At 72.4% G+C, this 21,494-nt stretch carries 15 protein-coding genes; all 15 read left to right on the forward strand.

Features of this window, described 5'->3' with window-relative positions; all coding sequences use genetic code 11:
* Positions 1-44 precede the first annotated feature (44 nt).
* From ABE85_RS13280 to ABE85_RS13345, 15 genes are read left to right on the forward strand one after another with little or no spacing between them, the layout of a single operon-like run.
* A complete protein-coding gene (locus ABE85_RS13280) occupies positions 45-1,685 on the forward strand; it encodes a phage tail protein (RefSeq protein ID WP_067275127.1) in 1,641 nt (546 codons plus the stop codon).
* Complete coding sequence (locus ABE85_RS13285) at positions 1,682-2,161, forward strand: phage tail protein (RefSeq protein WP_067275128.1); 480 nt, start codon at positions 1,682-1,684, stop codon at positions 2,159-2,161. The genes ABE85_RS13280 and ABE85_RS13285 overlap by 4 nt, the downstream gene beginning before the upstream one ends.
* Positions 2,161-3,312, forward strand: a complete 1,152-nt coding sequence (locus ABE85_RS13290) for an MGMT family protein (protein ID WP_067275131.1) — start codon at positions 2,161-2,163, stop codon at positions 3,310-3,312. The genes ABE85_RS13285 and ABE85_RS13290 overlap by 1 nt, the downstream gene beginning before the upstream one ends.
* A 6-nt stretch (positions 3,313-3,318) precedes the next feature.
* Positions 3,319-3,486, forward strand: a complete 168-nt coding sequence (locus ABE85_RS27580) for a hypothetical protein (RefSeq protein ID WP_157522353.1) — start codon at positions 3,319-3,321, stop codon at positions 3,484-3,486.
* 43 nt (positions 3,487-3,529) lie between these two features.
* The gene (locus ABE85_RS13295; protein WP_067275134.1) at positions 3,530-4,615 is read left to right on the forward strand and encodes a phage late control D family protein; all 1,086 of its coding nucleotides are present in this window, start codon (positions 3,530-3,532) and stop codon (positions 4,613-4,615) included.
* A 50-nt stretch (positions 4,616-4,665) separates the two neighbouring features.
* The gene (locus ABE85_RS13300; protein WP_231993087.1) at positions 4,666-5,367 is read left to right on the forward strand and encodes a phage baseplate assembly protein V; all 702 of its coding nucleotides are present in this window, start codon (positions 4,666-4,668) and stop codon (positions 5,365-5,367) included.
* 11 nt (positions 5,368-5,378) lie between these two features.
* On the forward strand, positions 5,379-6,983 hold the full coding sequence (locus tag ABE85_RS13305; protein WP_067275135.1) for a hypothetical protein: 1,605 nt from the start codon (positions 5,379-5,381) through the stop codon (positions 6,981-6,983).
* 4 nt (positions 6,984-6,987) lie between these two features.
* Positions 6,988-7,371, forward strand: coding sequence for a GPW/gp25 family protein (locus ABE85_RS13310; protein WP_067275137.1), 384 nt, complete (start codon positions 6,988-6,990; stop codon positions 7,369-7,371).
* A 4-nt stretch (positions 7,372-7,375) separates the two neighbouring features.
* Positions 7,376-9,730 carry a putative baseplate assembly protein gene (locus ABE85_RS13315; RefSeq protein WP_067275140.1) on the forward strand — a complete coding sequence of 785 codons (2,355 nt, stop codon included), beginning with the start codon at positions 7,376-7,378 and terminating at the stop codon, positions 9,728-9,730.
* On the forward strand, positions 9,730-12,558 hold the full coding sequence (locus ABE85_RS13320) for a phage tail protein (protein ID WP_067275143.1): 2,829 nt from the start codon (positions 9,730-9,732) through the stop codon (positions 12,556-12,558). Before ABE85_RS13315 ends, ABE85_RS13320 begins: the two co-directional genes overlap by 1 nt.
* A gap of 18 nt (positions 12,559-12,576) precedes the next feature.
* Complete coding sequence (locus ABE85_RS13325; RefSeq protein WP_067275145.1) at positions 12,577-12,891, forward strand: hypothetical protein; 315 nt, start codon at positions 12,577-12,579, stop codon at positions 12,889-12,891.
* Positions 12,892-12,904: 13 nt separating this feature from the next.
* On the forward strand, positions 12,905-13,351 hold the full coding sequence (locus ABE85_RS13330) for a hypothetical protein (protein WP_067275147.1): 447 nt from the start codon (positions 12,905-12,907) through the stop codon (positions 13,349-13,351).
* Positions 13,348-14,256, forward strand: coding sequence for a hypothetical protein (locus tag ABE85_RS13335; RefSeq protein WP_067275154.1), 909 nt, complete (start codon positions 13,348-13,350; stop codon positions 14,254-14,256). The genes ABE85_RS13330 and ABE85_RS13335 overlap by 4 nt, the downstream gene beginning before the upstream one ends.
* Positions 14,257-14,270: 14 nt before the next feature.
* Positions 14,271-16,367, forward strand: coding sequence for a hypothetical protein (locus ABE85_RS13340; RefSeq protein ID WP_067275160.1), 2,097 nt, complete (start codon positions 14,271-14,273; stop codon positions 16,365-16,367).
* 24 nt (positions 16,368-16,391) lie between these two features.
* Positions 16,392-21,491, forward strand: coding sequence for a hypothetical protein (locus ABE85_RS13345; RefSeq protein WP_067275162.1), 5,100 nt, complete (start codon positions 16,392-16,394; stop codon positions 21,489-21,491).
* Positions 21,492-21,494: the final 3 nt, after the last annotated feature.

Genomic DNA, 21,494 nt, shown 5'->3' on the forward strand with positions numbered 1-21,494 from the left:
CCTGTGCCGACCACCACTGCCAACCGCATGACCGGACGCCGTCCATGAGCCTCGTCTTCGAACCCGCCGCCCCCGCCGCGCCACCTGATGCGCAGCGCGCCGACGTCGCCTGCTTCGTAGGCTTCGTCGGCCGCCGCGCGGGACGACCGCTGCCCGACGCGCTGCGCACGCAGCTCGATGCCGGCGGCTGGGTGACGGGTCCGTGGGCGCGACCGGCGGCGCAGGTCGAAGCGCTGCTCAACCTCCCGCTCGTGCTGGACAGCTGGCACCTGTTCGACCGCTTCTACGCGTGGGATGAACGGCCGGTCGACACGCCGGCAACGCCTGACCCTCTCGACCCGATCACGCTGTCCGAAGCGACGCCTCGCCGCTGCGCCACCTACCTCGGCGCCGCGGTGCGCAGCTTCTTCGCACGAGGCGGCAAGCGCGCGATCGTGATCCGCGTCGGCGACCCCTGGCCTTACCTGGAAGACGCCGCGCAGCGCGCCGCCGCACGGCCGGCGCGCCTGGCATTGCTGCTGCCCGGCATGGTCTCGACGTCCTCGCCTTTCGCGCCGCACGACCCCGCCACCTGGCAAGGCGTGCAGCACCTCTACGGCCTGCCGGACGACAGCCTGCTGGTCCTGCCCGACCTGCCGGACGCCTTCGCCGTCGTGCCGCCGCCGCCCGATCCCGATCGTCCCCTGGCGCCGCAGCCCGAAGGCTTCGCACCGTGCGACGTGGAAGCGCCGGAGCCGCGCGACACCTCGCTGCTGCGCATCCCCGCGCCGCGGCTCGACGACGCCGGCTACACGCGCTGGCGCCAGGCGATCCGCGACACGCGCGACTTCCTCGACCGCCGCCAACGGGCTGCGGTGCTGCTGGCCGCGCTTCCACTGCCGATCGCCGGCAGCCTCGCCGCCAATGGCCTGCACGCGCAGGCCGATCCGCGCACATGGCTGGAACAGACACAGATCTTGCGCAGCGCCTTCGACGAAGACACGCCGCAAGGCCGCCCCGCCGAAGCGCTCTCTCAACTCGCGTGGCCGTGGCTGCGCACGCGCGCTGCGCGCACCGATCTTCCGCAAGGTCTCGAGCCACCGGACGGCGTGCTCGCCGGCCTGATCGCGTACGGCGCCGTCGCGCGCGGCACCTTCCGCTCCGTGGCCGGCGACAACTCGCTGCCGCTGCTGCGCGACCTCGGCGGCGCGGAACCGATGCCCGCCTGGGGTCTGGGCGACGACAGCCCGGCCGGCCGCCTCGCGCAGCGCGTGTGCGTCTTCGCGCCGGGCGCCGACGGCTGGGCCTTGCAATCCGACGTCACGACCTCCGCGATGGACCCGTGGCGCTTCGGCGGCGCAAGCCGCCTCATCGGCACCATCCTGCGCGCTGCGCGCCGCGCCGGCGACGGCGCCGTCTTCGAGCCCAACGGCCCGAAGCTCTGGGCCCATCTGCGCGGCACGCTGGAAGATTTGCTCGCCGGGTTCTGGCGCGAAGGCGCCTTCAACGGCGGCTCCATGTCCGAGGCCTTCGAAGTCCTCTGCGACCGATCGACGATGACGCAGAACGACCTCGACGCCGGCCGACTCGTCGCCTACGTGCGCGTGCGCCCGGCGATGTCGATCGAGCGCATCACCGTCGTGCTCCAGCTCGGCCAGGCCGCCGGCGCGGTCACCGCCTCCGTCACCCAACGGGAGGCCGCATGAGCGCCGACGACCTCTTCATCGGCCTGCACGTCTTCCGCTTCGAAGTGACGTTCAAGCGGGTCGGCACCGGCAGCGGCCCGGTCGAGGTCTGCGGCGGCGCGTTCTCCGACTGCACCGGTCTGGAAGCCACGATGGAGCCCAAGCTCATCAAGGCCGGCGGCGCCAACTACGGCGCCACGCAACGCGCGGGTACCGTGAGCTTCGCGACGGTCGTGCTCAAGCGCGGCTTCACGCGCAGCCGCGACCTGTTCCGCTGGTTCCAGACCGTGGGCGGCGGCGGTTATGCCTACCGCCTGGCGGCCGAGATCGCCGTGCAGGACACGCAGGGTCAGACCGTGCTGACCTGGGGACTGGACCGCTGCCTGCCGGTCAAGTTCAAGGCCGCCGACCTCAACGCCAAGGGCAGCGACATCGGCATCGAGGAACTGCACCTCGCGCACGAAGGCCTGCGCCTGCTCGATCCGGGAGGTGCGTGATGCCCTGGCTGCCCGACGCTCCGACGGTGGCCGCGGCCACGTTCAAGGTGCTGGAAGGGACCGGCGCCGGCGGGCCCGCGTTCGACGTGCAGTTCAACCCTGCATCGCTCGAATACACGATCAGCAATGAGTTCGACGACCGCAACGGCAACAACGGCGCGCGCCAGTTCGTCAAGAAGAGCAGCGCCAAGCTGACGATGACGCTGATCTTCGACACGACCGAGACCGGCGCGTCGGTGCGCGACGTCACGGCCAACATCGCCGGGCTGCTGGAGCCCGCCAAGGATGGCTCGAAGAAGTTCGCGCCCAAGGTCGAGTTCGGGTGGGGCACCTATGCCTTCAAGGGCGTGGTCGAGCAGTTCAAGGAGACGCTGGACTTCTTCTCGCCCGAGGGCGTGCCGCTGCGCTCCAGCATCAGCCTGACGCTGGGCAGCCAGGAGGTCGAGTTCCAGAGCAGCAAGAGCCCCGCGCCCGCGGTCGATCGCAACGCGCAGCCGGAGCCCGTCAGCGCGGCGCCCGGCGCCGGCGCGGCCGATGTCGCCAACGCGCTCGGCGATCCGCGCGCGGCCCGCGCCATCGCCGGCGCCAACGGCGCGGCGAGCCTGCGCTTCGGCGCGGAGGCCAGCCTGTCGGTGGGCGGCAGCATCTCGCTGTCGGCGGCGGCGGACTTCTCGGTCGGTGCGAGCGCCGGTGCGGGCATCGGCATCGGTGGCGGTGCCGGTATCAGCGGTGGCATCGGTGCTGGCATCAGCGGCGGAATCGGTGGCGGGATCGGCGTTGGCATCAGCGGTGGGGCCGGCGCTGGCATCGGCATCAGCGGTGGCATCAGTGGCGGCGTCAGCGCCGGGGCCGGTGTCGGCATCGGCGCGGGCGTCTCCATCGGTGGCGGCGTTTCCGCGAACGCCGGCTTCAGCGTCGGTGCCGCGTTGACGGCCACCGCCGGCCCGGCATTCGCCGACCTGCGCCTCTCGCCGCCCAGCATCAACGTCGACGTCCTCGACGCCCGCGCGGCCCTGCTGCCCGCGCCGCGCGTGGCCGGGTCCGCGAGCTTCGGTCCCGGCGGTCGCGCCGTGGCGCAGGCCGGCGGCAGTCTCAGCGCCAACGTCGGCGCGAACGCGGACCTACACGGCCGCATCCGTTTCGGGAGTTGATCCGCCATGCCCATCACCTTCGAGGAAGTCACCGCCGACATCGAGCGCGAACCGCAGGAACGCGGCGCAAGTCCGCAGGCGCCCGCCGCCGACGCCGCGCCCGACATCGGCGAGCAGATCGAACAGGCGCTGCGGCTGAGAGCCGAGCGCGACTCGCGTCTGCGAGACCTCTGACCACGATCTCCGATCACGAGCCTTCTCCACCGAACTGCCCGTCATGACCGAAACCAGCGTTAGCCGTTCCGCCATCTTCAGCGCCCGCCCCACGTTGCGCATTGCCGGGCAGGCCGACGAACGCCTGTCGACGCTGATGACGGCGATGAAGATGGAGGAACACGAAGGCGGCATGAGCACGCTGGAACTGCACATCACCAACTGGGTCGCGACCGGCGACGGTCGTGCCGAACTCGCGTTCAACAGCAGCTCATCGCTGAAGCTCGGCGCCGAGCTCGGCGTCTATGCGGGCGATGAAGCCACGCCGCGCGAGATCTTCAAGGGCAAGGTCAGCGCGCTGGAGATGGTCTGCAACTACGGTGCGCCGCCGGAGCTGGTCGTGCTCGCCGAGGACGGCCTGACCGCCGCGCGCCGCGCGCGTCGCAGCAAGGTCTACACCGACATGACGCCGGCGGACGTGGTGAACGCGATCGCCGGCGATCTCAGCCTCACGCCCTCCGTGACCGGCCTCACCTCGCCGCAAGGCACCTGGGCGCAACTCGACGAAACCGACCTCGGTTTCCTGCGCCGCCTGCTCGCGCGTTTCGACGCCGACCTGCAGGTCGTCGGCACGGCGCTGCAGGTCTCGCCGCGCAAGGACGTGCAGCGCGGCACCATCGACCTGACGCTCTACAGCCAGCTCGCCCGTGTGCGCATCACCGCCGACCTCGCCGATCAGCCGACCGCCGTGAGCGTGGCGGGCTGGAACGCGAAGGACGGCTCCGCGGTGAAGGGCGAGGCGAGCGCCGTCGCCAACGCGGGACCGGGCCAGGGACGCACCGGCATCGCCTGGGCGGGCGAAGTCTTCAGCGATCGCAACGAGCACCTCGCCGCGCCGGCCGTCTACAGCAGCGATGAAGCCCGCGCGGTCGCCGAAGCGGCGCTCGACCAGCGCGCCCGCCGCTTCGTCCGCGCCGAGGGCGTGGCCGAAGGCAACGCGCAGCTGCGCGTCGGCGCCTGCGTGAAGCTGGCCGGCATTTCACCGCAGTTCGACAACACCTACTACGTGGTGCGCGCCTGCCACCTCTTCGACATGAAGCAAGGCTATCGCACCGAGTTCGGCGCCGAGTGCGCCTACCTCGGGAACTGACACCGAACGCCGCACGCCAGACACCACACACGGCCACACGAGACCCCGTCATGCAACGCGACCTGCCCTCCCCCCTGCCCTTCGGCGTCCCGCTGCCCTGGGCCGCGGGTGCGCAACTGGCCAAGGTCAGCTCGATCGATGACCCCGAGCGGCTCAACCGCGTGCAGGTGCGGCTGCTCGCCTTCGACGACACCACCGGCCAGGACGCCGCGATGTGGGCGCGCGTGGTCGCGCCCTTCGCCGGCGACGACCGCGGCACCTTCTTCGTGCCCGACGTGGACGACGAGGTCCTGGTCGTCTTCGCGCAGGGCGACCCGCGCCATCCGCTGGTCCTCGGCGGGCTGTGGAACGGCAGCGCCGCCGCGCCGGCCGACATCGAGAGCGGCGGGCTCAACCGCTACAAGCGCATCAAGTCGAAGAACGGCATCGTGATCACGCTCGACGACCAGAGCGGCCAGGAGACCCTGAAGCTGGAGACCCCCGGCGGCTGCAGCCTGACGCTCAAGGACGGGCCCGGCACGGTGACGCTCGAGGACAGCAACGGCAACAGCATCAAGCTGGAGACCTCCGGCATTACGGTGCAGGCGGCCGCCAAGGTCACGGTGCAGGCCAGCCAGGTCAACGTCACCGCCGGCATGGTCAAGGTGGATGCGGCGATGTCGGACTTCTCCGGCATCGTGAAGTGCGCGGTGCTGCAGACCAACGCCGTCATCAGCAGCAGCTACACGCCGGGCGCCGGCAACGTCTGGTGAGGGAACGGACCATGAACCACCCACACCACCCCGTCGTCGTCAGCGCCCCGCGCGGCCTCGCCCGCAGCCTGCAGCCGTGGCTGCTGCAACGCAGCGACGACGACTTCATCCCCGCCACGCTGGACGACCTGCGCGGCGTCGGCGGCACGAATGGATCGAGCGGAGCTAGCGGTACGAACGGACTCACGCGGCTGCGCGACCTGCGCGCACGGGCCACCAACAAGAACGGCACGCTCAAGCTCTTCCAGCCGATCCAGCGCCAGTTCCACCTCGCGCTGGTCGAGGCCTGGTGCGACATGCCGGGCGAGCCGCGCGTCGATCCCGCGAAGATCGAAGCTGCGGGCCTGGTGCTGCGGCGACTCGGCGCCGGCGGACAGCCGGAAGGCTGGATGAAATCCAACGGCCGCATCCGAGGCTGGGTGCCGATGACGCGCGTGGGCGGCGTCGATGCCGACCCCGCGCCCGTGCAACGCGCGCAGCGCGATCTCACCGGCGTGGCGGACATCGATCGCCAGCTCGTCGCGTTCTCGCGCGAGCGTCCCGACACCGCGCTGGAAGAGCAATCGATCCCGCTGTACCTCGCCCCACCGGACGTCTGCGCCGAAACCGGCCAGACGCTGTACTACGGCCTCGTTCCGACGGTGAGCGGCGAGATCAGCGAGACGGAGGCGACCTTCGGCGCGGCGGAGGGCTTCGACTTCGGCCCGTCGTCATCGGCCTTCCGGGGGCATCTGGTGCAGGCGCTGCGCGGCGAGGAGATGGCGCTGCCCAAGGTCGGCGCCGATGTGAGCCGCAGCTGGCTCGAAGAGAGCGAGCAACCTGGCGCCAACACCACGCTGGTCCGCTTCGTGCTGATGCTGCGGCAACTCGCCGGCGAGTTCGACGCGTTCGGCCCGACCGGCGGCGCGATCCTCCAGGCGCTGCATCCCCTCGAACTCACGCTCGTGCGCCGCAACGGCGAATGGCCGCGGCGCACCGTGCGGGCCGACGATTTCCTGACGAAGGCACACACGCTGATCCTGGCGCAGGGTAGCGTGCCTGGCACGGTGGAGATGCCCGAGGTGTGGCCCGCGATGAGCGCCGGCCAGACCCAGCAGCTGCACACCGCTATGCACGCCGCGATGCGCGCGCGCTTTGCCGCCATGAAGGCCAAGACCGGCCGCTTCGACGAACCCGACGCGCGCTACCAGTTGCGCGCCTTCGTGCGCCTGAAGGCCGACGGCCCCTGCCCGGCGCGCGTCGTCTGGAGCGCGCCCAGCGACCCCTTCGTGATCGCCGCCTGGTACGAGGGCGCGGGCGCGCCGCCGGTGCAGATCGCCCTGCCCGATCCGGCCGACAAGCAGCTGCTGGCCGCGCTCAAGCCCAACGTGGCCTTCGTGGTGCCGCCGTCGTTGCAGAGCCTGCTGATGGGTTCGGCCAAGGACCTGATCGACGGCAAGAAGCCGCCGCCCGCGAGCCCCGCGCTCACATGGATCTGCGGCTTCAACATCCCGATCATCACGATCTGCGCCTTCCTGGTGTTGAACATCTTCCTGTCGCTGTTCAACCTGTTCTTCGGCTGGCTCTTCGCGATGAAGATCTGCCTGCCGTTCCCCAAGATCCCGCCGCAGGAGTGACGCGATGACCTCCGCACTCATCGGCTGGCCGCTACTGCCGCTCCCGGGCGACGACGGCGGCCTCGCCTGGCCCGACCTGGCGCGCAGCGTGCGCGACGGGCTGCGCCTGATCCTCAGCACCCGCCCCGGCGAACAGCTGATGCGGCCCGAGTTCGGCGGCGGCCTCGACCGCCTGCTGCACCAGCCCAACACGATCGCGACGCGGCGCGAGATGCGCGACCTGGTGCGGGATTCGCTCGCGCGCTGGGAGCGCCGCATCCTGCTCGACGCGGTCGAGGTCTGGGAGGTGCCGGGCGAGCCCGGCCAGGTGCGGGTGGAGATCGCCTACCGCCTCGCGCGCACCGGCGAACCCGGCGCGATGAACGTCACCGTGGACCTGGAGGGCTGACGCCATGGCTATCCTGCCCCCCTCGCTCGACGACCGCCGCTTCGATGACCTGGTGGAGGAGCTGCTCGCGCGCATCCCCGCCCACACGCCGGAGTGGACCAACCCGCGCCTGGGCGATCCCGGGCGCACGTTGATCGAGCTGTTCGCGTGGCTCGGCGACGCGCTGCTGTACCGCGCCAACCTGATCCCGGAGCGCCAGCGGCTGGTCTTCCTGAAGCTGCTCGGCCTGGGCCTGAAGCCCGCGCTGCCGGCGCGCGGCATCGTGAGCCTGGCCTTCGCGAAGGAGACCGAACGCGGTGCGCACACGCTGGCCCCGGGCGGCACGCTGAAGGCGACCATGCCGTTCGAGACGCTGTCCGAAACGACGGTGCTGCCCATCACCGGCGAGGCCTACATCAAGCGTCGTCTGAGCAGCGCCGAGACCGCGCGTCGCAGCGACGTGCTGCAAGGATTGGCCCGTATCCATCGGATCAGCGGCACGCTGAAGGCGTACGAGACGACGCCGGTGTTCGCGCAGGGCCGCGCGGTGCCGGACGGCATCGACGTCTTCGCGCAGAGCGCCGACCGCGCGCTGTGGATCGCGCTGCTCGCGCCCAAGGCGCCGCAGGCCGACCAGCAGGAGGCCGTCAACGAGGCGGTGAAGTCCGCGCTCGGCGGCGGCGACGCGGCGCTGCCGCCGCTGCTGTCAATGGGCGTGGTGCCGGCGCTGAAAGCCCCGGCGCTCTTCGAGGACGTCACCGCGCCCACGCCCGTCCCGGTGCTATGGGAGATCACGACCCGCGGCCGGACTGACTTCGACACCGACTACCTCACGCTGCCGGTGCAGCCCGGCACCGACACCAGCAACGGCCTGTCGCGCGCCGGCACGCTGCGCCTGCAGATGCCCGACGAGCGCCAGATCTGGGCGCCCAAGAACGACGTCGGCTTGAATCCGCAGGCGGGCGTCGGCGATGCGCCGCCGCGGCTGGACGATCCGGAGCGAGCCGATCGCCTCGTGGCGTGGCTGCGATTGCGTCCGCAACCGGGACCTGCTTCGAACGCCGCGGCCGCCGCCAGCGCCGCCACCTTCGCGGCCACAGCGGCGGCGGCTGCAGGTGCGCGCGCCCTGGCGGCGGCGACGGTCCAACATCTGCCGCTTGCGTGGATCGGCGTGAATGCCATCGAGATCGACCAGCGCGCCACGGTGACCGGTCGCGTGCTCGGCGTGTCGACCGGCGCGGCGGACCAGCAGTTCCCACTGCCGATGACCGCGGTCGACCCGACGACCTTGCAGATCGAAGTGGAAGCCCCCGGCCGGGGTTATCAACCGTGGACACGCGTCGACGACCTGGGCGCGCTCAGCGCCGATCCCGACGCCGCGCGCGATGCGACGGCCTACGAGCTCGACGCCGAGGCGGGCACGCTGCGGCTGGGCGACGGGATGCGCGGCAAGGTGCCGGAGTCCGGCATGCGCGTGCGGCTCGCGCTGGGCCGCTTCGGCGGCGGCCGCGCGGGCAACCTGCCGCCGGAGTCCCTGGCCGAACTGAGCGCGCGCCGCATCGACGGCCAGCCCGCACCGCCGATCAAGGTGCTGCAGCCGCTCGCGCTGAGTGGCGGCGAGGACGCGGAGACGCTGGCCATCGCCGAGCGCCGCATCCCCGCGCGCCTGCGCCACCGCGACCGCGCGGTCACCGAGGAGGACTACCGCCGCCTCGCGCTCGAAGCGCCCGCTGTCGACGTCGGCCGCGTCGAGGTGCTGCCGCGCTTCAAGCCGCGCGACCGGCGCTTCCATGTGCCGGGTGTCGTCAGCGTGATGGCGCTGCCGGCCGCGACGCTGGCGCCCGCGCCGAACCCGCGGCCCGATCGTCCCTTCATCGAACGCCTGCATGCCTATCTCTCGGTGCGCACCCCGCTGGCCACCGAGCTCTACGTGATCGGCTGCGACTACGTGGCCGTGGGCGTGTCCGTGGCGGTCGCGATCCGCGACGGCCATGCGCGGGACCAGGTCCTGCTCGAAGTCCGCGAGTCGCTGCGCCGCCTGCTGTGGCCGCTGGCGCCGGGCGGACTCGACGGCCAGGGCTGGCCGCTCGGCCGCGCGGTGCGCAGCCGCGAGCTGGAAGTCGAGGTCTCGCGCGTGCCGGGCGTCGACGAACTGCGCGGTCTGCGCCTGTTCCGCCAGGCGGGCACTGAGTGGCAGCCGCTGCCCGCGATCGCCGCCGACGGTGCGCAGATCCTTGCGTTGCAACCGTGGCAGTTGCCCGAGCTGCTGTCCGTGGTCGCGATCGAAGGCAGCGCGGCGCCGACCGACCTGCGCGCCCTGCCCAACCCCTTCGCCGAGGCCGACGCCGTCGCGGTGCCGGTCGTGCCGGAGCTGTGCTGATGGACGCCAACGGCCTGCGCTTCTGGCTGCTCGGCGATGCCGCGCACTTCCCCGCCGTGGAACACGCGGTGTGGGACGGCGGCTGCCGGCGGCTGCGGCTCGCGTCGGAACGCACGCTGGTGCCGGCGATGTCGCCCGCCGACGCGTTCGCCGCCGCGCAGTCGGCGCTGGAGCGCGTGCCGCGCGCGATCGATTCGCTCGAATGCGTCGCCCGGTGGGATGCGGCGACGACCAGCGTGCTTGTGAAGAGCGTGCTGCCCGATGAAGCCACACTGCTCGTGCTCGATGAATCGCCCACCGACCTCTGCGCGGGGCCGGATGGCGTGCTCTACCTCGCGCTGCCGAATGCCGCGACCCCTGCCGTGCGTATGCATGACCTGCGCGGTCGTTGGAACGATGTGAACGTCTCGCTCGCCGGCTTCGTGCCCTGGCGGCTGGCGCCTGCGGCAGACGGCGGCGTGTGGGCGCTGGAACGCTCCACCGGCCGCATCGCGCGGCTCACCGGCCGGCCGATGCGCACGGAGACCCCGCAGCCCGACGACTACGACCCGCGCGTGTTCAGGCCTGACCCCGAGAACGCCTGCGCACCGCGACTCGCGCTGATGGCGTCGACGCCGCTGGAGGCCGCCGAGACGCCAGTCGCCATCGCGGGCGGCCCCGATGGCGCCTTCGCATTGCTGAGCTGGACCGGCGGCATCGGCACCGCGCGCGTGCGCCGTTGGTCGGCCGACGAGCGCCGCTTCGTACCGCCGCAGACGCTGATCGGCGCAACGTATGCGTATGCGGTTGCATGGCTCGCGCCGGACCGCGTCGCGGTGCGCGTGCCCGGCCGTCGCGATGCGCCGGCCTTCGACCTGGGAGCGGCCTGGGCAAGCGGTGCTGGCGGAGAGGCAACGGTCCCACTCCGCGAGTTGATGCCGCTCGGCGACGTGTACCCGCTGGCCGTCGACGCGATCGAAGGACCGTTCGCCAACGGCGCAGCGCTGCCACCGCACTATCCCGCCGGACCGGCGAGCGCGGAGCCGCTCCACGCGCTGTCGCTGCGCCAGCTCGCGCGGCGCGGCGAAGCCCGCCACTACGCCGATAGTCCCTCCGGCCTTGTCGCCCGCATGATCGACAGCGGCGACGGCGGTACCGTCTGGCACCGGCTCTTCGCCGAGGCCGCCCTGCCCGCCCACACCGGCTTCGTCGCCTGGCTCGCCGCCACCGACGATCCCGTGCCGCCGGTCGACGACGACCTGCTGGCCTGGCATCCGCATGGCTTCGGCGAAGACATCAGCCAACTCGACGACGCCATGCGCGCGCCGCAGGTGCCGACCGCCGTATGGGAGCCCACCGCCAGCGAACTGCCGCACCACCCCGGCCTGCTCGGCGGCGAGCGCGAGGGCGGCGTGCGCGGCCTGTTCTCGGTGCTGGTGCAGAACGCGCGGCAGCGCGTGCGCACGCTGTCCGGCCGCTACCTCTGGCTGCGGCTGGTGCTGCACGGCGACACCCGCGCCACGCCGGAGATCGCCGCGCTGCGCGTGTGGGGCAGCCGCTTCTCCTACGCCGACCGCTACCTGCCGCGGCTCTATCGCGAGTCCTTGTTCGGCGCCGCGGCGCAGGCACCGGGCGAACGCGTCGGCCAGATCGACAGGACCTTCGCCGCGGCGCTCGATACCGGCGACGCCCCCGACGATGCGCTGCGCGCCCGGCTGCGGCTGGAGCAGGTGACGCTGGGCGACCGCGCGGCGGTCGAGGTCGAGCATGCGGGCGACGCCTGGCTGCTGAGCGACGCCGGCCGCGCCTGGCGGCTCCGGCTGGAGCCCAACGCCATCGGGGTCTACCGTCCGCGCGCCACGCCGGCCGACTTCAACGCGCGGATGCTCGCCAGCTTCGAAGGCGTGCTCACGCGCCTCGAGGACCAGGTCGCCGCCGCCCATCTGCTGACCGATCCCAACGTCGTCGCCGACGGGCAGCTCGACTGGCTGGGCAGCTGGATCGGCATCGCCTTCGATCCCGTCCTGCCCGCCGCACGGCGGCGCGACTGGCTGCGCGCGGCGCCCGACCTCGCACGCTGGCACGGCACGCGCATGGGCCTGCGGCTGGCGCTCGACATCGCCACCGACGGCGGGGTGCGCGGCGGCGAGGTGCTCGTCATCGAGGACTTCCGGCTGCGGCGCATCCTCGCCACGCTGCTCGGCGTGGACCTGAGCGACGAACACGATCCGCTGCTGCCCGGACTGCAGGTCAGCGGCAACTCGGTCGTCGGCGACACGCTGGTCATCGGCGACCGCGAGCGCGTCGAACTCATCGCGCTCTTCAACGCCGACGCCGACGTCACCGCCGCCACCGCTGCGGCCGAGAACCAGGCCGCCATCGACTTCGACGCCCGTCTCGCCTTCCGCGCGACGGTGCTGGTGCACCAGGCGGTGGAGCCGCAAGACCTGGCCCTGATCCGGCGCATCGCGCAGCTCGAAGCGCCGGCGCACGTGGAGATGCGGGTCGTGTCCGCGACCTGGCCGCTGCTGGTGGGCATCGCCGCGCTGGTCGGCGTGGACACCTACCTCGGTCCGCCGCGCCTGCCGCGACCGGTGCAGGTCGAGCGCAGCGGTCTCGGACTGGGCGACTACCTGATCGGCGCCGCCGTGCTCGATCCGCGCCTGTCCGGCGCGCCGCCGGTCGGCGCGCCGCCGGTCGGCGCGCCGCCACCGGAGGCCGATGCCGGCCTCGACGCCGTGGCCGCGCCCGGCGCCAGTTTCATTCTCGACGCCCGCGGTTCGCGCGCGGCCTCGGGCCGACAGATCACCGAGTACCGCTGGCGCCTGTTGCCGCCGACGGATGTTTGACCTTGCAGGAGAGTGGCCATGGCCGAATTCATTCCCGGCACCGACATCAGCACCGACGTCCCGACCATCGAGGTCACCGTCAACCCCGACAAGCCGCTGCCGCTGGGCCGGCAGACCTTCCGGCTGGTCGTCATCGACGACGCGGGCAACGCCTCCAAGCCCGATGAAGTGACCATCATCGTCGCCGACCAGGACGCGCCGACCGCGGTCATCCGCGGGCCTCGCATCGCCGCCTTCGCCAAGAGCTTCGAGCTGGACGGGTCCGCGTCCTTCGACGTCGGCGGCGGCAAGGTCGTCAAGTACGTCTGGACCTACCTGGGCCCGGTGACCTGACCGGAGCAGCGCGATGGCGAAGTTCCCGCTCGGCAAGCCCGTGACGACGGAGACCGCGACGGTCGAAGTCGACGCGGGCCTGGCCGTCGGCGCGCACCGCTTCAGCCTGTCCGTCGTCAACGCGGCCGGGCTGCCCAGCCGCACGGCCGACACGGTGGTCGTGCAGGTCACGCAGACGCGCATCGTGCTGCCGCCTCTCGGCCCCGTGGCGCCCACCCCGCCGGTGCGGCCGTCGGATCCCAGACTGCCGATTGGACCGGCACCGGCGCCACCGCTTGAACCGATGCGGCCCTCGCTGCCTGCCCGACCGGCACAGCCGGTCAGGCCCGCGCCGCCGGTGATTCCCGCGGCGTCGACGACGCCGGAAAAACCGGCGGATCCAGCGAAGCCCGCTGAATCGAAGAAGTCGGCGCAGGCCAAACGTCCCCCGTCCCCACGCACGTCGAGGAGACCCTCATGAGCATCCAGGCGACCAACGCCGATCCGCTGGTGGCGCAGCCGCGCGCGGATCGCCTCGCCTACGCCACCGGCATGCTGCTGGACGCGCAGGATTTCAGCGACGAGCAGACCTATCACCGCGGCCGGCTCGCGCGCGCGCTGGCCTTCGTGGCCGGGCCGGGCACGCTGGCGGGACTCGAAGTGCGGCACGTGCCGGAGTCGCCCACGCAGGTCGAGGAGATCAGCGTGCAACCCGGTGTCGCCGTGGACCGGCTCGGCCGGCTGGTGGAGCTGCCGCGCGACGCCTGCCTGCGCCTGGAGCGCTGGTTCAACGCCGTGCGCGACACCGACGGCGGCGACACGCTGCGCCAGGCGTCGTATGACGATCTCGGACGCTTCGCGTCGCAGCGCTTGATCGACGACGGCACCGCGCTGCCGGCGCTGGCCGTCGTCGCCGACGTGTACCTGCGTTTCGCGGCCTGCGCGCGCGGGCTGACGCCGAGCTTCGCGCAAGGGCCGTTCGACGCGCTCAATGCGGTGTCGATCTCGCGGCTGCGCGATGCCTACGAGCTGCTGATGATCCCCCGCGCCGGGCTGGACGATGCCTACAGCGGCCTGCCGCTGCCGCCGGCCGATCCGGTCGCGGGCGATCCGACCGCGACGCCGCAGGCGCGCCGCGACGCGCTGCAGGACGCCGTGCTGCACGGCTGGGCCGGCAGCGGCCACGCGGGCGGCGATGGCGGGCTGGAACCCTCGCCCGAGCAGCCGCGCGACCTGGACCCGAGCGCGGTCTTCCTCGCCCGCGTCTTCATTCCCGTCGACAACGCGACGCCGCCCGCGCGCGTCGTCGGCGCCCCCCTGGTGGACAACTGGGGCCGGCGATTCCTGCCGCCTTCGGCGCTCTTCGCTCAATGGGCCGGGTTGTAGAAAAGGAGAACGACATGGCGATCAACCTCACCCTCGGCGCCGCCCGCGAGCGCATCGATCCCGTCGAGGCGCCGACGCTGCGCAACCGCGGCGTGCTGGTCGAGGACCCGCGGCGCCAGCGCCCGCGCTACTTCGACGGCCGCTTCCTCGCCGCGCGCGACCTGATCCGCGACCAGCAGTACTTCCTGACGCGCGAGGCCGACCTCGGCCGCGCCGCCGGCAGCGGCGTCGCGCACGGGCTGTCGGTGTCCGAGGGCGCGACGCCGCAGACGGTCAGCATCACCGCCGGTGAAGGCCTGACCGGCGCCGGCGAGCTGGTGCTGCTCCCGCGTTCCCTGACGATCGATCTGGCCGACATCCCGCAGACGGAGCAGCTGTCCGCGCGCTTCGGCCTGTCGCGCCTGCCGGTGGCGCCGCTGCGCAGCCGCACCGGGCTGTTCGTGCTGGGCCTGCGGCCGGTGGAGTTCACCGCCAATCCGATCGGCGCGTATCCGACCACGCTCACCGGCGCGCGCACCGTCGAGGACGGCGATGTCATCGAGGCCACCGCCGTCGTGCTCATCCCCTGGCAGGACGACGGCGCGGCCGATGCGCTCGACGCGCGCCGCGGCACAGCGGCGCGGACCATCTTCACGCAGCCGAGCGCGCCGGGCTGGTCGGCGAACGTACTGCCGGTCGCGATGCTCGCGCTGCAGTCCAACACGCTGGCCTGGATCGACGAGGCGATGGTGCGGCGCGAACTCGGCGCCGATCGCGGCGACCTGCCCGGCCTGGGCTTCGCGCCGCGCGGATTGCGGCTCGCGCACCTGATGCAGCATCAGAACCACCTCGCCGACGTCGTCGCGCAGTTCCACGGCCGCAGCTTCCCGGCGGCCACGCAGTTCCCCGCGCTGCCGCCCGCCGGTCCTCTGCCGGCGGGCATCATCGACACGGCCGACTTCACGCAGCGCTACTTCCCGTCCGAGGTCGACGTCGACTTCTCGATCATTCCCGAGGACGAGCTGCCCGCGCTGGTCGAGGAAGCGCTCGCGCTGCCGCCGATCGACTTCCTCGCCCCGCAGGCGGCGCTGGACCTGACGGCGGTGCTGGTGCTCGCGCCGGTGCCGCGCGCCGAGTTCGCCGCCGTGCGCGCGAAACTCACCACGGTGTCGCGGCCACTCAAGGCCGCGGCGCCCAACCTTGTCGCGCAACGCAAGCCGCTGGAGATCCTGACCCGCCTGCGCATTCCGCTGCCGCTGCGTCCGGTCGATGTCTCCAACCCATCCGACGCCGAATGGGCGCGGCTTGCGAAGCTCGACTCGCTGTGGTTCGTGCGGCGGCGCAACCTCGCGTACCGCGACGACCTGGTCGGCAAGCCGATCGCCGTCGCAGGCGGCTCGGACGTGATCGTCGAACGCGCCATCACCGCGCGCATCGCCGAACTCGGGCTGAAGCCCGCGCTCGACAAGGTGCTGGCCGCGTCCAGCGCGCGCGCCGCATCGAGCGTGATCTCGCTGCTGGCCTCGCCGCGCATCGCGGCGTCGCCCGCGCTCACGGCCGCGGCGCTGGGCGCGCTCAACGCGAAGCCCGCCGGAGAACGCGAGGCTGGGCGCGAGACAGGGCGTGACGCGGGACTGGACCACGCCCGCGTGCTGCAGGTCGGCGCCGAGCTCGCGGACGGTGCGGTCGGCAACGGGCTCGAGAAGCTCGAACGCCACGCGGGCGACGCCGTCACTCGCACCGCGCTGGTGAGCCTGGCGAGCAACGACAACTGGCGCAAGCTCGACACCGCCGCCAGCAGCGCCGAGGGGACGAAGCTCGATCAGTTGAGCGCGCGCCTCACGCGCGTGCCGGGAGCGTCGGCCACGCCGACGCCGGAGCGGGAGCCGGTCGTGACCGACCCCGCCTCGAAGGTCAGCCCTGCGGCGAAGAAGCCGGCCAGCGCGTCGACTGCGCCCGCGACGGCTTCCGCGGCGTCGACGGTGGGAAAGCCGCCGTCTGCCAGGACAAGCGCTGCAAAAACGACCGCTGCAAAGCCCACCGCAGCGAAGACGACGGCGGCGAAGAAGAGCCCCGTCAAGAAGGCTGCGGCCAAGAAGACCGCCGCGACCAAGCGCCCGCCGCAACCCTGATTCCAGGCTCCGAGGAGACCCATCGTGAGCACCACTCCCATCCGCGATCCGCTGGCCGGTGAGCGCGTCGTCGGGCTCTCTCCCGGCAGCGCGATCGAGGCCACCGGCGACTGGCGCCGACGTCCTCACGTCTTCCCCGGTCGCGCGCTCACCGCGGGCGCACTGACCCAATGGCAGGCCTGGCAGGCCGGCCACCTCGCCACGCGCGGCCAGGACTGGACGGCGGGCATCGTCAGCGGGCTTGAGGTCCAGGCAGGTCCGGTGATCCCACCGCCACCTCCGCCAGCCCCTGCCCCAGTACCTCCGCCACCGACCGGTTTCAACGCCGTGGAGCTGGAGATCACGCGCGGCCTCGGCCTGGCCTGCAGTGGCGAGGATCTGGTCCTGAACCAGCCGCTGCGCTGCGTGCTGGCAGATGTGCCCGTCGTCGCACCGCCGGGATTCTTCGTCGACGGCAGCGGCGTCGAGCCAGGCACCGAGGGGGCGCCGTCCACGCTGCGCGCGCGCAAGATCGGCGCGGCGCTGGGCGCGTTGGAAGCCGCGTCGCTGGCGACCTTGCCGGCGATCGGCGTGCTGGTGCTGCAGCCGGTGACGGCGGACCGCTCCAGCGCGGACCCGATGGATCCCTGCGAGCGCAGCGCCTGCGACGAAGGCACCTACGGCGACGCCGCCGCCTTCGAGGACTGGCGGTTGGGCGACGGCGCACGGCTGCTCTGGTACGTGTGGCCGGGCGAGTGGCGCGGCCTGCCCGCGGTGCCCGCCGTGCAACTGCGCAATGCGCTCGCATGGACGGTGTTCCAGGCCGAGGACGCATTGCCCGAGGGCCAGGTATTGCCCTGGGAGGAATTCGGACTCCCGATCGCGCTCGTCGCGCTGGACGGCGTCACGCGCGCGCCGCTGTGGCTGGACCGAGCGAGCGTCGTGCGGCGCGGCGGCAACGGCCGCGATTCGCGACTCGCGTACACGGACGGCGCGCTGATCGCCGGTTCCCGCAAGCCCGCGCTGTGGCAGGCGCGCATCGAGCAACTGGCCGAGCAGGTCGCCGCCGCCGGCGAACCCGCGCCGCTGCCCGAGACGCTCAACGACGGCTACGGCCGCTTCCTGCCGCCGGTCGGGCTGCTGCCGCGCAACGCCTTCGATCCGGCGACGCTCAAGAGCGGCTTCTTCCCCGTCGGCTTCGACATCGACGCGGTGCCGGTGCCGGTGGAGCAGCTCGACCTCGCCGTGCGCGCGAGCGCGTCGCTGGCGCCGCTCTCGATCTCGGCGCCGGAGGCGGTGCGGCTGCTCGTGCCGGTGCCGCTCGGCTCCTGGGAACCGCGCCTGCTGCACAAGGAGATCGTCGATCCGCTGTTCCAGCAGACGCTCGACGAGAACCTGCTCCGTCGCGCCCGCACGCTGGGCCTGCGCCAGGGGCTGCGCAACAAGGCGGCGATGCTGTCGCACGCGCTCGACGGCAAGTCGCCGGTCGTTCCGCCGTTCAAGAACGATCCCGACGCGGTCGAGACCGAGTCCCTCAGCCCTTGGGGCGAGCCTCCGCCCGGCGGCGGCCATCGCAGCGACCTGCGCGCCGGCCTGCATCAGCACTTCTTCGACGGCGCCAATCCTCCCTTCGCCGTGCAGACGGGCGAGTCGCTGTTCTGCTGGGTCTGCCTGGACCCAGACCATCCGCCGCGCACGCTGATGCTGCAGTGGCACACCGACGGCAACTGGGAACACCGCGCCTACTGGGGCGAGGACCTGATCGGCTGGGGATCGCCGGCCGGCTCGGCCGCGCACTTCCGCGCCGGCGACCTGCCGACACCGGGCCAGTGGGTGATGCTCACCGTGCCCGCGTCCGCGCTGGGCCTGGCGGCGAAGAACCTCGACGGCATGGCCTTCGCGCTCTTCGACGGCCGCGCGGCCTACGGCCTGACCGGCGCGCGCACGCCGCAGGTGTGGCGCAAGTGGTTCTGCAACTTCCTTCCGCCCGGCGCGCGCGTCCAGGGCGAGGAGCCCTGGGACCTGCTCACCGCCAACGACCTGTGGACGCCGTTCGAGCCGCACGACGGCGTCGTGCCCAGCCTGCCGCAGCTGCAGTCGCAGGACGGCGGCGACATCTTCAATCCCGGCGCGGGATCGGCGTCCGCGCTCGCCGTGCCGACCAGCGGCTTCAACCTCGCCTATCCGCCGGCCTCGGGCTGGCGCGGCCACACGCTGATGAACCGGGACGGCACGCCGATCACGGTCATCGAGAAAGGCGCCGCCGACACGGTCACGACCTGGCTCTACCTGGACGAGTTGAACCCGCCGCGCTCGCTGTGGATCGGCGTCTACGGACGCGGCCTGCGGGCCGACAACACGCCGACGTCCAGCATCCAGATCAAGTTCTCCTACTGGGGCGAGAACCGATTCGCCGAACTGCGCAAGGCCATCCCCGGCCTCGAGACCCTGCAGGCGATGACGGTGCGCGGCGGCGCGCTGCCGCGCTCGGGCAGTTGGGTGGAGCTGCCGCTGGCGATCCCCGACAGCAACGTCGTCGGCGAAGGCGGCGCGCGGATGTCGGTGTTCGGCATCGTCATCATGGCCTTCGATGGCACGCTGGCCTTCAGCGACCTGCGGCGCAAGCCGGCCGCGGCCGGCGCGCTGCCGGAGCTGATGTGGCCCAAGCAGGTCAGCGACGATCCGCGGCCGACGACGATCCCGACCTACACCCCGCTGCTCAACGCGCCGCTGCAGCCGCAGCACAACCTCGGCGTGCTGACGCCGACGCCGTCCTCGCGCATCGGCACCGTGCGCGTCTACACCGAGCTGGTCGCCGATCCGCTGATCCAGCGGCTCTCGGGCCACGAGCAGTCGCAACTGCTGCTGCGCGGGCTGGAGGGCTTCGCCGACTATCTGCGCACGCGCATCGACCGCGCCGACGACATCACCGACTTCGGCTTCGCGCACATGCAGGTGGACATGCACCGCATCCGCCAGCTGACGATGAGCGCCAGCGACGCGGGCCGGCTCGCCGTGTCGCCGACGCTCGCCGCGCTCGCGACCAGCGAGAGCGCGCTGGTCGTTCAGCAGCAGATCCAGGAGTACATCGGCAAGGTGAAGGCCACGGCGAGCGCGCCCACCCCGGCCGGAGTGCCGAAGGGCACGGCGGGCATCGCGGCGGCGGCGGGCTTCGGCGCCACCGCGGCAGCGAACGCGGCGGCGATCAATGCCGCAGCCAACGAACGCGTTGCAACGCTCGCGCAGTCGAACGCCAACCTCAACGCCGGCCTCCGTGCCGAGGTCAACGCACAGCTGAGCGCGCAGTCGAATGTCCAGCTCAACGCCCGCATCGACGCGCGTGCGCAGGTCGAGTCCGTGCTCATCCGACCGCCCAAGGCGCCGCCGCCCATCATCTATGCCAACCCGGTGGTGGGGCTGTCGGAGATCCGCACCACGGCGATCGCAGAGCGCTTGAAGAACCCGCCCTCGCCCGAAGCGCGCAACTACGCGCTGGCCAACCGGCAGCGCACGGTGATGTCGCTGCTCGGTTTGCTGGAGGCCTTCGCCGCGGAGGACAGCGGCGAGCTCCCCGCGCTCTTTCAGGACTTCCAGATCCCGGGACTGGCGAACGATCCCTTCCTCGTCAATGCCACCGGGCAGCAGCGCCCGCTGACGGACTTCCGCGGTAACGCCGCGCTGCAGGCCGCGCTGGCCAAGCCGCCGACGGGGTCGGACGCGGCGCTGGACGAGGCCACGCTGTTCACACAGGCGGTGAGCCTGTCCGACATCACCATCTCGATCCTGCGGCAGCTGGAAGCGCGGCTGACCGTGTACCGCGACGCGCTCAACCGCTGCGACAGCGCGCTGGAATCGCTGCGCGGCGAGATCGACACGATGACGGCGCGGCTGTCGCAGGTCGGCGACGCGCTGGCCGAGGCGCGGCACGACGTCAGCGTGGCGCGCGCGCTGCTGGAAGAGGAGACCGAGCGCATCACCGCGATCAACACGCGCCGCGCGAAGGTGCTGGCGGAGGAGGTGAAGTTCATCGCCTTCATCCGGCCGCGCGAGGCCGACAACCTGCTGTCCGCGCCGACGCGCGCGGTCGATCCGGGACTGGTCGATCCCGCCGTGCCGTCCTGCCTGCGCGAGCACCCCGACGCGCCGGACGAGTTGCTGGACATGCTGCGCGTGGTGCGCGAGGCGCCGGCCAACTGGTTCGTGCGCGCGCCGCCGCTGCTGCATCGTCTGGACAAGGTCGATCACCTGGTGCGACTGGTCGGCAGCGCGCAGGCGCGCGCGGTGGCCGGGCTCGCCGTGCCGATGCTGGCGGTGCAGACGCTCGCGGCCAGCACCAAGGTCGCGACGGGGATCTTCCAGGTCGCCACGCGGCAGGCGGAAGCGCTGGCGCCGCGCATCGCGACGCTGCGCACGCTCGACCTCGGGCTGCTGAAGGTCGCGACCTGGCAGGGCGTGCGGCAGCAGGCCGAGCAGGTGGTGAGCTTCGGCGATCTGGCCGAAGGCGGCCACGGCCGCGCGGACGTGTCGCGCGAGGCCGCGGCGGAACTGGACCGCATCCGTTCCGTGACCGCCTGCCTGCATGCGGAGTTCAGCGGCGTGCTGCCGGTGATCCGGCTGCAATGGGCGGAGATGCTGTCGGAGTTCGACGCCGCGCCCAACCTGCGCAACCTCGCGAGCCTGCCGCGCTGGGGCGAGATCGCCTACCTCGACCGCCGGCGGATGCAGTCCTACGTGGACTGGCTGTTCGCACAGATCGAGCCCGGCCAGCCCAAGGCGGCGGCGCTGGTCAACGACGTGGTGCGCATGGCGCTGCTGCTGGCCAGCCACGCACCGGTGGACCGCATCGTGCAAGGCCGGATGGCGCGGCCCACGCCGGGCGTGATCCCGGGCACGCGCATCCCGCTGACGGTGCTGGACACGACCAGGCTGCGCGTCGGCATGCAGGCGCTGATGTACCGGGGGGACGCGCTGGTGGCGCGCGCGACGGTCGAGGACCTCGGTCAGCAGGAGGTCGCCGCCCGCGTGATCCACACGACGCAGGCCAAGGTCGACCTGGGCGACGACGTGCGGGTGCACTTCGACACGACGGCCATGGTCAGCCTGTCGGCGGGTGCGGCGAAGCGCACGCTGTTCAAGGCGAGGTGACCG

Origin of the sequence: Mitsuaria sp. 7 (assembly GCF_001653795.1) — a bacterium.
Lineage (GTDB): Bacteria > Pseudomonadota > Gammaproteobacteria > Burkholderiales > Burkholderiaceae_C > Roseateles.